This is a genomic window from Mycobacteriales bacterium, from assembly GCA_035995165.1.
Classification (GTDB): Bacteria; Actinomycetota; Actinomycetes; order Mycobacteriales; family CADCTP01; genus CADCTP01.
This window is the reverse complement of sequence record DASYKU010000138.1, coordinates 1-11,590: the sequence shown is the minus strand read 5'-3', so window position 1 is coordinate 11,590 and position 11,590 is coordinate 1. Positions and strand designations below refer to the sequence as shown.

Below are 11,590 nucleotides of genomic sequence, written 5' to 3'. Positions count from 1 at the left end.
GGGGCGCGGTACGCCGACGCGCGGGCGATGCATCAGCGGAACGAGTCGATGTCGGCGCACAACGGGGACGTCGAGGACCTCGTGCAGCGGGAGTCGCTCGGCGTCGGCGTGCGGGCGCTGGTCGGGTCGTCCTGGGGGTTCGTCGCGGTGCCGGACCCGACCGACTCCGAGGCCCGGCGGGCCGGCGAGCAGGCCGCGGCGGTGGCCCGGGCGTCCGCGCTGGTGCCGGGTCCGGACGTGGCCCTGGTGCCGATCGAGGTCCGGCAGGACAGCTGGGCCAGCCCGTGCGAGGAGGACCCGCTCGGGGTCCCGCTGGGCGAGAAGGGCGACCTGGTCGCGGGCGTCACCGCGACCATGCGCTCGGCCGGGGTGCAGCTGGCCGAGGCCAGCTACCAGATCTGGGACACCGCGAAGTGGTTCGTCTCCAGCGAGGGCTCGCGCATCGACCAGCGGATCCGGGAGTGCGGCGCGGCGATGAGCGCGACCGCGATCGGCGACGGCGAGACCCAGCGCCGGTCCTACCCGGGCATCCGCGGGCAGTACGGCACCCGCGGCTGGGAGCTGGTGCGCGAGCTCGACCTGCCCGGCCAGGCCGAGCGGATCGCCACCGAGGCCCAGGCGCTGCTGTCCGCGCCGGTCTGCCCGGCCGGCGAGACCACGCTCATCCTCGGCAGCGAGCAGATGGCGCTGCAGATCCACGAGTCGGTCGGGCATGCGACCGAGCTGGACCGGATCCTCGGCTGGGAGGCCGCGTACGCGGGGACGTCCTGGCTCGACCTGGCCCAGCTGGGGTCGCTGCGGTTCGGCTCGGACCTGATGACGATCACCGCGGACGCGACCCTGCCCGGCGCGCTCGGCTCCTTCGGCTACGACGACGAGGGCTCGCCGGCCGCGCCGGTCGACATCGTCCGCAACGGCATCTGGACCGGCGTGCTCTCCGGGCGCGACTCGGCGTCCGTGGCCGGCCTGGACTACGGCGGCATGGTCCGCGCCGACGGCTGGGCCCGGCTGCCGATGGTGCGGATGACCAACGTCGGGCTGCTGCCCGGCGAGTCCTCGCTGGAGGAGATGGTCGCGGCGACCGAGGACGGGATCCTCATGGACACCAACCGGTCCTGGTCCATCGACGACCGCCGGCTGAACTTCCAGTTCGGCTGCGAGATCGGCTGGGAGGTCAAGCACGGCCGGCGCGGGCGGATGCTGCGCAACCCGACGTACACGGGGATCAGCCCGCGGTTCTGGGGGTCGATGGACATGATCGGCAACCGCTCGGAGTGGACGTTCTGGGGCACGCCGAACTGCGGGAAGGGGCAACCGTCCCAGGTCGGGCACACCGGCCATCCCGCGGTCCCGTGCCGCTTCCAGGGCATCCGGGTCGGGGTGTCCGGGTGACCGCCCGCGAGGACCTCGCCGCCCGCGTCCTGGACCTGGCCCGGGCCGTGGCCGGGAACGGGTCGCAGGCCGAGGTGACCGTCACGTCGTCCGTGCGGGGGCTCACCCGCTTCGCCCGGTCGTACGTGCACCAGAACGTCGTGGACACCAGCGAGCGGATCCGGCTGCGGGTCCTGGTCGACGGCTCCTGGGCCGCGGTCAGCACCGACCGGGCCGACGCCGACGCGCTGCAGTCCGCGGTCGAGTCGGCCGTCGCCGCGGCCCGGCTCCGCCCGCCGGACCTGGCCTTCCCCGGCCTCGCCCCGCCGGCCGCGACGACCGGGACCGGCAACTGGGACGACGCGACCGCGGACGCGACCCCGGACCAGCGGGTCGCGGTCGTGCGGGAGTTCGTCGACGCCGCCGGCGGCCTGGAGACGGCCGGGTACGTGGAGAGCATGCGGACCGAGTCCGTGTACGCCAACACCCAGGGCCGGTCCGCCGCCGGCCGGGTCACCGGCTGCGCCGCCGACGGGATCGCCCGGGTGCCGGGCGCGGACGGCGTCGCGCGGCAGGGCGCGGTCCGGCTCGCCGACCTGTCCGGGGCCCGCCTCGGCGGCGTCGCGGCGGCCAAGGCCAAGGCCGGCGCCGACCCGCGGGACCTGCCGCCCGGCGACTACGAGGTCGTGCTGGAGCCGGACTGCGTGGCCGACCTGCTGCACTTCCTGCTCGACTACGGCTTCAACGGCCGGCCGGTGGCGGAGGGGCGCTCGTTCGTCCGGCTCGGCGAGCAGCAGTTCGACCCGGCGCTGCGGATCTGGGACGCGCCGCTGGACGAGCTGTCGACCACCCTGCCGTACGACGCCGAGGGGACCCCGCGGCGCCGGCTCGACCTGGTCGCCGACGGGGTGAGCACGGCCGTCGTGCACGACCGGCGGACGGCGGCCGCGGCCGGCACGGAGTCCACCGGGCACGCGGTCGAGAACGGCGAGCGGTGGGGGCCGATGCCGTTCCAGGCCCGGGTCGGCGGCGGCGACGGCGGGACCTCGGCCGAGCTGGCCGGGCGGATGCGGCGCGGGCTGCTGGTCAGCGACTTCTGGTACACCCGGATCCTGGACCCGCGCACGGTCGTGATCACCGGGCTCACCCGCAACGGCGTCTGGCTGGTCGAGGACGGCGAGATCGTCGCGCCGGTGAGCACGCTGCGCTTCACCCAGTCGTACCCGCACGCGCTGGCGCCCGGGGCGCTGCTCGGCGTCGGCTCGGACGTGGCGGCGGTCTCCGTCCGGGGGCCGCAGGTGATCGTCGCGGCGCCCAGCCTGCACCTCGCCGCCTGGCACATCACCGGCGGCGCCGCCGGCTGAGAAAGCGCCGGCCCGCCGGCGCGGCGCGGGCCGGTCAGGCGCGGCGCGGGCCCGCCGGCGCGGGCCGGTCAGGCGCCGCCCGCGGCCGGCTGAGGCCGGGCGGTCCGCCCGCGGCCGGGCGGGTCAGCCGGTCAGGACGGTGACGATGGGGCGGTCAGCGGGGAGCCAGTCGACGGAGTCGAGCTCGGCCGGACCGAGCCAGCGCAGCTCGGCGTGCTCCAGCGCGGTCACCTCGCCGGCGGTGACGCGGGCGGCGTACACGCGCAGCACCGCGCCGGTCATCGGCACGTCCGGCCCGACCCGGTCGCCGATCGCCGCCTGGACCCCGAGCTCCTCGGCCAGCTCGCGGGCCAGCGCGGCCGGTTCGGTCTCCCCCGGCTCGACCTTCCCGCCCGGGAACTCCCAGCCCGGCGGCCGGTCCCGCCGCGCCGCCAGCACCCGCCCGGCACCGTCCCGCAGCACCGCGCCCACCACGATCAGCACCGGCCCCACGCTAGTGGTGGGATGGGGGCATGACTGACGAGCTTCTCGACCAGAGCGCCATCGACGCCGCGCTGAGCGGGCTGGACGGCTGGACCGGTGGAACGGACGGGATCACCCGCACCGCCGAGCTGGCCAGCTTCCCGGTCGCGATCCAGGTGGTGGACCGGGTCGCGGAGGCAGCCGAGGCGGCCGACCACCACCCGGACATCGACATCCGCTGGCGCACGCTGACCTTCGCCTGCGCAACCCACTCGGCCGGCGGCGTCACCGCCAAGGACGTCGCCCTGGCGACCGAGATCGACACGATCATCCGCGCGGCGGGCTGATCTCCGAGCCGGGCTCTCCGTCGTCCGGAGTGGACGGCGCGGGCGGCGGAGCGCCGGGCCGGACCGCGTACGTGCGCCAGAACGAGTCGGCCCACCTCGGATGGGCCGGGTCGTACGGGTCGTAGCGGTCCCCCGTCGACGGCCAGTTCGCCATGCCCGGTGATGGTGCTCACGCTCTGCTACGGAAGCGTTGCGCCGACGTTCCGGTCTTGGAAGATCACCGGGATCATTCGTCCAGCAGGGTCTCCAGGACGGGCAGCGCCGCCTCGAGGGCGGCGCGCTGGTCCGGCGGCAGCGCCGCCAGCTTCTGGCTGAGGATGTTGTTGCGCTCGCGCCGCAGCGCCGCCAGCGCCCCGGCCCCGCCCGGGGCCAGCGCGACCAGCGACCCGCGCGCGTCGGACGGGTCGGGCCCGCGGGTGACCAGCCCGGCGTCGACCATCGCCCCGATCAGCCGGGTGATGGTCGGCGCGGCCACGTTCTCCTTCGCGGCGAGGTCACCGGCCCGCATCGGGCCGCCGGCCTCGACCGTGATCAACGCGGACAGCTGGGCCGGGGACAGGTGCCCCGGGTCCCGCTGCCGCAGCCGGCGGACCAGCAGCCCGACCGCGAGCCGCAGCCGGCCGGCCAGCTCCGCGTCGGGCAGGCCGACGTCCGGAGCGAGCGGGCCGGCCTCGGCCACGGCCGGGCCACCGATCGGTGTCATCCGTTCAGGGTGCCAGCCGCGCGGACACCGGGGTACCGCCAGGCTGCACCGCGTCCTCCTCCGAGGCGGAATCCGCGGAAGCGGACTCCGACACCGCCGGCGGCGCCGCCACCTCGTTCACCGCGGTGTCCTCCACCACGAGCGTGGCCTGGATGTCGGCGTGCACGTACCGGTCGCCGCGCAGCGCGGACGCGACCGCCGCGACCAGCGCGAGCCCGGCCGCGGCCAGGAACACGACCACCAGCCCGCTGTGCACCGGCGCCGAGATCAGGTTCGGGAAGAACTTCTGGCCGGTGATGTTCGCGGCCTGGTCCGGCTGCAGGGCGCCGATCACGTCCGGGCCGAGCAGCGCCTGCACCGGGTTGAAGCCGAGGAACGCGGCGAACACGCTGCCGACCGGCGGCAGGTTGGCCGCCTGGTGGGCCGCGGCGGCCGGAACCCCGGCGGCCTGCAGGCCGGAGCCGAGCGTGCTCGGCAGCGACCGGGCCAGGCCGGTGATGAGCAGCGAGAAGAACACGCCGATGGACAGCACCGTGCCGGCGGACATGAACGTCGCGCCCATGCCGGACGCGGCCCCCCGCTCGGAGGCGGGCACGCTGCTCATCACCGAGGCGGTGTTCGGCGCCGCGAACAGACCGGAACCGGCGCCGTTCAGAGCGATCAGCAGAGCGAACTGCCAGTACGAGAAGTCGATCGGCAGCAGCAGCAACCCGAGGAACGTCGCCGCGACCAGCAGCAGGCCGGCCGTGGACAGGATCCGGGCCCCGTGCCGGTCCGAGAGCCGCCCGGCCAGCGGGCCGGCGGCGAGGAAGCCGACCGTGAGCGGCAGCAGGTAGATGCCGGCCCAGAGCGGGGTCTGCTCGAAGTCGTACCCGTGCAGCGGCAGCCAGATCCCCTGCAGCCAGATGATCAGCATGAACTGCATGCCGCCGCGGGCGATCGCGGAGAGCAGGTTGGCGATGCTGCCGGTCGCGAACGCGCGGATCTTGAACAGGCCGAGCGAGAACATCGGCGCCGGCGTCCGGCTCTCGATCGCGACGAACGCGCCGAGCAGCGCGATGCCGCCGATGATCCCGGCCAGCACCCACGGGTTGGTCCAGCCCTCCGTCCGCCCCCCGTACGGCTGGATCCCGTACGTGATGCCGGCCAGCAGGGCGGTGAGCCCGACCGCGAACGTGAGGTTGCCCCACCAGTCGATCTTGACGACCCGCTTGACCGCGGTCTCCACCAGCGACCGGTACGCCCAGATCGTGCCGGCCACCCCGAGCGGGACGCTGACCAGGAAGATGGCCCGCCAGTTCCACTGCGAGAGCAGCCCGCCGGCGACCAGGCCGATGAACGAGCCGGCCAGCGCGGCGACCTGGTTGATGCCCAGCGCCATGCCGCGCTCGTTCGGCGAGAACGCGTCGGTGAGGATCGCGGTCGAGTTCGCCATCAGCATCGCGCCGCCGACGCCCTGCACGACCCGGAACCCGATCAGCCAGAGCGCGCCGGCGCCGCCGTTGAACGGCTCCACCGACAGCAGGATCGACGCGACCGTGAAGACCACGAAGCCGAGGTTGTAGATCTTGACCCGGCCGAGCATGTCGCCGAGCCGGCCGAGCGTGACCACCAGGACCGCGGAGACGAGCAGGTAGCCCATCAGCATCCAGAGCAGGTAGCTGGTGTTGCCCGGCGCCAGCGGATCGAGACCCACGCCGCGGAAGATCGCCGGCAGCGAGATGATCACGATCGACTGGTTCACCGTGGCGAGCAGGATGCCCAGTGTCGTGTTGGACAGGGCGATCCACTTGTACGCCATTCCGTGCCTTTCCCAAGTTGGTCCGAACCGTGAAGACGGTTAGCACATGCTAAGCAATTCGCGGCCGGATCCGCTGTCGTTCAGGTCACCACCGCATGAACTCGGTGGTTCAGCGGGCTGTCGCGGCCGCCACCTCCGCCGCCTGCGAGTCGGTGTGCACGTACCGCTTGCCGCGGGCCAGCGAGACCGCCGCCGCCACCACCGACATCACGACCGCCGCCGTGAACACCACGATCAGCCCGGAGTGGAACGGCCCGGAGATCAGGCCGGGGAAGAACGACTGCCCGGTCAGCTGGGCCGCCTTGTCCGGCGGCAGCGCGCTGATCACGTCCGGGCCGAGCAGCTGCCGGACCGGGTTCACGCCCAGGAACGCGGCGAACACCGAGCCCACCGGCGGCAGCGCGGTCGCCCGGGCCACGGCGTCGGCCGGCACGCCGGCGGCGGCCAGCCCGGAGCCGAGCGCGCTCGGCAGCGACCGGGCCAGGCCGGCGATGAGCAGCGAGAAGAACACGCCGATCGAGAGCACCGTGCCCGCGTTCATCGCGGTCGCCCGCATGCCCGAGGCGACGCCGCGCTGCGAGGCCGGCACGCTGCTCATCACGGCCGAGGTGTTCGGCGCGGAGAACAAGCCGGAGCCGATGCCGTTGAGGGCGACCAGCGTCGCGAAGGCCCAGTACGGGAAGTCGACCGGGAGCAGCAGCAGGCCGAGGAACGTCGCGGCCACCAGCAGCAGCCCGCCCGTGGACAGCAGCCGGGCGCCGTGCCGGTCGGAGAGCCGGCCGGCCAGCGGCCCGGCGGCCAGGAAGCCCGCGGTCAGCGGCAGCAGGTAGATGCCGGCCCACAACGGCGTCTCCTCGTAGGAGTAGCCGTGCAGCGGCAGCCAGATCCCCTGCAGCCAGATGATCAGCATGAACTGCATGCCGCCGCGGGCGATGGAGGACAGCAGGGCGGCGATGTTGCCCGCCGCGAACGCCCGGATCCGGAACAGCGACAGGTGGAACAGCGGGTCGGCGACCTTGCTCTCGACCAGCACGAACAGGGCCAGCAGGGCCGCGCCGCCGATCAGGCCGGTGAGCACGAGCGGGTTGGTCCAGCCCTCGGTCCGCCCTCCGTACGGCTGGATCCCGTACGTGATGGCGGCGAGCAACGCGGTCAGCCCGACCGCGAACGTGACGTTGCCCCACCAGTCGATGTGCACCCTGCCCCGCTCGCGGGCCGGCTCCTTCAAGGACGCGTACGACCAGATCGTGCCGACGATGCCGACCGGGACGCTGACCAGGAACACGGCCCGCCAGTCCCACTCGGACAGCAGGCCGCCCGCGACCAGCCCGATGAACGAGCCCGCCAGCGCGGCGACCTGGTTGATGCCCAGCGCCATGCCGCGCTCGTGCGCGCCGAACGCGTCGGTGAGGATCGCGGTCGAGTTGGCCATCAGCATCGCACCGCCGACGCCCTGCACGACCCGCCAGACGATCAGCCAGAGCGCGCCGGACGAGCCGTGGAACGGGTCGACCGACAGCAGCACGGCGGCGATCGCGAAGACCAGGAAGCCGAGGTTGTAGATCCGGACCCGGCCGAGCATGTCGCCGAGCCGGCCCAGCGTCACCACCAGCACCGCGGACACCAGCAGGTAGCCCATCAGCATCCAGAGCAGGTAGCTGGTGTTGCCCGGCGCCAGCGGGTCCAGGCCGACGCCCCGGAAGATCGCCGGGAGCGAGATGATCACGATCGACTGGTTGATCGTCGCCAGCAGCACGCCCACCGTGGTGTTGGACAGCGCGATCCACTTGTACGCCATGCACGACCTTCCACGCTTTACTTAGCCTCGGCTAAGTAAAGCACGCGGACCTGGGCCGCATTCCCGACCGCATAGGGTGCGGCCCGTGGCTGAACCGTGGTGGAAGACCGCCGTCGTCTACCAGGTCTACCCGCGCAGCTTCGCCGACTCGAACGGCGACGGGATCGGCGACCTGGCCGGCATCGAGGCGCACGTGGACCACCTCGCCGACCTCGGCGTGGACGTGGTCTGGCTGTCGCCGGTCTACCCCTCGCCCTGGGACGACGGCGGCTACGACATCAGCGACTACCAGGGGATCGAGCCGACGTTCGGCACCCTGGCCGACTTCGACCGGCTGCTGGCGACGCTGCACGACCGCGGCATCAAGCTGGTCATGGACCTGGTCGTCAACCACACCTCGGACGAGCACCCCTGGTTCGCCGCCTCCCGGGCGGCCAAGGACGACCCGAAGCGGGACTGGTACTGGTGGCGCCCGCCCCGCTACGGCATGGACCCGGGCGCGCCCGGCGCCGAGCCGACCAACTGGGCCTCGTTCTTCTCCGGGCCGACCTGGGAGCTGGACGAGGCCACCGGCGAGTACTACCTGCACCTGTTCAGCCGCAAGCAGCCCGACCTCAACTGGGAGAACCCCGAGGTCCGCGAGGCCTTGTACGCGATGATGCGCTGGTGGCTCGACCGGGGCGTCGACGGCTTCCGGATGGACGTCATCAACATGATCTCCAAGGACCCGGCGCTGCCGGACGGCCGCGTGCACGCGGGCGAGCCGTACGGGGACGGCGGCGAGTACTACATCGACGGGCCGCGGCTGCACGACTACCTGCAGGAGATGCACCGCTCCGTGTTCGCCGGCCGCGGTGACCTGCTGACCGTGGGCGAGATGCCGGGCGTGACCGTGGACGAGGCCCGGCTGTTCACCGACCCGGCCCGCGGCGAGGTCGACATGGTCTTCCAGTTCGAGCACGTCGGGCTGGACCAGGGCGGGTCCAAGTGGGACCTGCGACCGCTGGACCTGCGCGACCTCAAGGCCAGCTTCGGGCGCTGGCAGGCCGGCCTGGCGTCGGTCGGCTGGAACTCGCTCTACTGGGACAACCACGACCAGCCCCGGATCGTGTCCCGCTGGGGCGATGGCAGCCCCCTGTCGGCCAAGACGCTCGGCACGCTGCTGCACCTGCACCGCGGCACCCCGTACGTGTTCCAGGGCGAAGAGATCGGCATGACCAACTACCCCTGGCGGGAGATCGGCGAGTTCCGCGACATCGAGTCGGTCAACCACTACGCGGCCGCGGTCGCGCTCGGCCAGTCCCCCGGCGACGTGCTGACCGGGCTGCGGGCGCGCAGCCGGGACAACGCCCGCACGCCGATGCAGTGGGACGGCTCGGACCGGGCCGGCTTCACCACCGGGACGCCCTGGCTGCCGGTCAACCCGGACCACACGACCGTGAACGTCGCGACCCAGCGGGACGACCCGGACTCGGTGCTGGCGCACTACCGGCGGCTGATCGCGCTGCGGCACGACGAGCCGGCCGTCGCGCACGGCGACTTCACCATGCTGCTGCCGGAGGACGAGCAGGTCTACGCGTTCACCCGCGCCCACGAGGGCGTCGAGCTGCTGGTGCTCTGCAACGTCTCCGCGGCGCCGGCGTCCTTCGAGCTGGCGGACCCGTCGCCCTGGGCGGCCGCGACCCTGCTGCTGGGTACGCACGGCACGCCCGGGACCGGCACCCTGCAGGCCTGGGAGTCGCGGGTGCTGCGGCGGACTACCGCCTGACCAGCGTCCGGAACTTGTGCGGCAGCCGGGCCGTGCTGCTGCGCAGGGAGATGTACGCGAGCCCGGCGACCGGGATCGGCAGCCAGAAGTTCACCAGGCGGTAGGAGACGACGCCGAGCACGGCGATCCCCCGCGGTGCGCCGAACCCGACGATCGTCGGCACCAGCACGCCCTCGACTATCCCGAGGCCGCCCGGGGTCAGCGGCAGCGCGGCGGCCACGTTGGCCAACCCGAAGGACACGATCAGCCCGTCCAGGCCGAGCTGGTAGCCGTACGCGGTGATGAAGACCCAGAGCGCGGCCGCGTCCAGCAGCCAGTTCAGCGTCGCCCAGACGATCGCCTGGGTCAGCATGTTCCGGTCCCGGGCCAGCTCCTTGAGCCGGGAGGCGGCGGTCCGGACGAACCGCTCGCCGGTGTCCTCGGTGATGAACGGCACCTTCTTCGCCACCCAGCGGACCGCCCGGACCGAGGACTCCTGGCCCCGGGTGAGCAGCAGCACCGCGCCGACCCCGGCCGCCACCAGCACCGCGCCGGCCGCGGCGGCCGTCGTGTAGAGCGGGTCGAAGCCGCGCAACGGGATGGAGACGACCAGGCCGAGCCAGAGCACCACGTTCAGCACGACCGCGGACCCGACACCCTGCACGGCCGCGCCGAACGCCGCATCCGGGCCGGGCACCCCGGCCGCGTGCAGCAGTCGGAACCGCAATGCCCCGGCCGTCGCCGCCCCACCGGGCACGATGTGCGACAGGCCCAGCGTGGTCGTGTCGATCCGCAGCAGCGTGAACAGGCTGGGCCGGTTGTCCCGCGGCAGCACCGACCGGGTCAGCGCCGCGTACGCGACCACCGACAGGATCTCCAGCACCGAGCCGAGCACGAGGTACTGCGGCTTGACCCCGCCCAGGACGTCCAGCGCCTTGCGGGCACCGGCGATCTGCGGCAGCACGAGGTACTCGACGGCGAACGCGAACGCCGCCAGACCTACCCCCCACCTCAGCCACTTGGGCAGCCGCAGACGCACCACCTGCGGATCCTAGGGCGTGTCTCTCGATCGGGGTGGATGCCGGTGGCGTCCAGGCGGCATCCGGCAAGGCGGAGGGGTCGGCCGATACCGGGTTGTATCGGTCGGCGCCTCCGACGCGGCCGGTCGTCGCCCGGGCGCCACCGGCGCCGCCAGGCGGTCGGGAGACACGCCCCAGGCACGGACGTGCTGAACGGATCCTGAGGAACGCCGTACGGAGATCTTTGACCTTCCCGTGAGACACCACCCGGCCGTACGCTTGTTGTCCCTTGTCCTGCGGGAGGTTCATGTGCTCGTCAGCGACCTGATCCGGCGCAAGGGAAGCTCGGTGGCCAGCGCGCCACCGGACACCACCGTCGCCGCCCTGCTGGACCTGCTCGCCGAGCACCGGATCGGGGCCGTCGTGGTCTCCGCCGACGGCCGGACCGTGGCCGGGATCATCTCCGAGCGGGACGTCGTGCGGGCCCTGCGGACCCGCGGCTCGGCGCTGCTGGACGCGCCGATCTCCGAGGTGATGACCGCGGACGTGGTCGTCGCCGCCCCCGGGGACACGCTCGAGGACCTCATGCGGACGATGACCGAACGGCGGATCCGGCACGTCCCGGTCGTCGTCGGCGCGACGATGGCCGGCATCATCAGCATCGGCGACGTCGTCGCCAGCCGCATCGACGAGCTCGAAGCCGACCGCGACCAACTGATCGACTACATCCAGTCCAGCGGCTGAACCGATTGGGCAGGCGCCGCCGGGTCCGGATCGCGGCGGCGCCGGGTCCGGATCGCGGCGGCGCCGCGGGTCGAGGTCGCGGCGCCGCCGCCGGGTGCCGGAGCGCACCGGCCCCGCAGTGAACGCGAGCGCCGCCCCGCCCGCCGTCTCACTGTGAGATGCACCACGCACGCCCCGCTCCGCCCGCACTGTGAGATGCACCGCGAACACCCCGGCCCGGGCAATACGGTGGGG

Annotated in this window: 11 protein-coding genes; 5 read left to right on the top strand and 6 right to left on the bottom strand. The window is 73.3% G+C overall.

Annotated features, from left to right (window positions below; genetic code table 11):
- Together VGP36_23245 and VGP36_23240 are read left to right on the top strand one after the other, a co-directional pair.
- Nucleotides 1-1,392 (top strand): TldD/PmbA family protein (locus tag VGP36_23245; GenBank protein ID HEV7657625.1); only part of this gene is annotated, 1,392 nt, incomplete at its 5' end.
- The gene (locus VGP36_23240) at nucleotides 1,389-2,735 is read left to right on the top strand and encodes a TldD/PmbA family protein (protein ID HEV7657624.1); all 1,347 of its coding nucleotides are present in this window, start codon (nucleotides 1,389-1,391) and stop codon (nucleotides 2,733-2,735) included. The genes VGP36_23245 and VGP36_23240, both read left to right, overlap by 4 nt.
- 123 nt (nucleotides 2,736-2,858) lie before the next feature.
- Here the strand turns inward: VGP36_23240 and VGP36_23235 are convergent, their stop codons facing one another.
- Nucleotides 2,859-3,218: a (deoxy)nucleoside triphosphate pyrophosphohydrolase gene (locus tag VGP36_23235; GenBank protein HEV7657623.1), complete on the bottom strand. Its 360-nt coding sequence runs from the start codon at nucleotides 3,216-3,218 to the stop codon at nucleotides 2,859-2,861.
- Nucleotides 3,219-3,247: 29 nt separating this feature from the next.
- Between VGP36_23235 and VGP36_23230 the strand changes: the two genes are divergently transcribed.
- On the top strand, nucleotides 3,248-3,544 hold the full coding sequence (locus tag VGP36_23230; GenBank protein ID HEV7657622.1) for a 4a-hydroxytetrahydrobiopterin dehydratase: 297 nt from the start codon (nucleotides 3,248-3,250) through the stop codon (nucleotides 3,542-3,544).
- On the opposite strand, the gene VGP36_23225 is transcribed toward VGP36_23230, so the two are convergent.
- The 4 genes from VGP36_23225 to VGP36_23210 form a co-directional block, all read right to left on the bottom strand.
- Nucleotides 3,525-3,698: a hypothetical protein gene (locus VGP36_23225; protein ID HEV7657621.1), complete on the bottom strand. Its 174-nt coding sequence runs from the start codon at nucleotides 3,696-3,698 to the stop codon at nucleotides 3,525-3,527. The two genes, VGP36_23230 and VGP36_23225, sit on opposite strands and share 20 nt — an antisense overlap.
- 72 nt (nucleotides 3,699-3,770) lie before the next feature.
- Nucleotides 3,771-4,247, bottom strand: a complete 477-nt coding sequence (locus VGP36_23220; protein HEV7657620.1) for a MarR family transcriptional regulator — start codon at nucleotides 4,245-4,247, stop codon at nucleotides 3,771-3,773.
- A 4-nt stretch (nucleotides 4,248-4,251) separates the two neighbouring features.
- A complete protein-coding gene (locus VGP36_23215; protein ID HEV7657619.1) occupies nucleotides 4,252-6,048 on the bottom strand; it encodes an MFS transporter in 1,797 nt (598 codons plus the stop codon).
- Nucleotides 6,049-6,157: 109 nt separating this feature from the next.
- The gene (locus VGP36_23210) at nucleotides 6,158-7,846 is read right to left on the bottom strand and encodes an MFS transporter (protein HEV7657618.1); all 1,689 of its coding nucleotides are present in this window, start codon (nucleotides 7,844-7,846) and stop codon (nucleotides 6,158-6,160) included.
- An 85-nt stretch (nucleotides 7,847-7,931) separates the two neighbouring features.
- Here VGP36_23210 and VGP36_23205 point away from each other — a divergent pair, with 85 nt between their 5' ends.
- Nucleotides 7,932-9,614, top strand: a complete 1,683-nt coding sequence (locus VGP36_23205; protein HEV7657617.1) for an alpha-glucosidase — start codon at nucleotides 7,932-7,934, stop codon at nucleotides 9,612-9,614.
- Here VGP36_23205 and VGP36_23200 read toward each other — a convergent pair.
- Nucleotides 9,604-10,635, bottom strand: a complete 1,032-nt coding sequence (locus VGP36_23200; GenBank protein ID HEV7657616.1) for a YbhN family protein — start codon at nucleotides 10,633-10,635, stop codon at nucleotides 9,604-9,606. The two genes, VGP36_23205 and VGP36_23200, sit on opposite strands and share 11 nt — an antisense overlap.
- Nucleotides 10,636-10,921: 286 nt before the next feature.
- On the opposite strand from VGP36_23200, the gene VGP36_23195 reads away from it, so the two are divergent.
- Nucleotides 10,922-11,356: a CBS domain-containing protein gene (locus VGP36_23195; protein ID HEV7657615.1), complete on the top strand. Its 435-nt coding sequence runs from the start codon at nucleotides 10,922-10,924 to the stop codon at nucleotides 11,354-11,356.
- Nucleotides 11,357-11,590 lie beyond the last annotated feature (234 nt).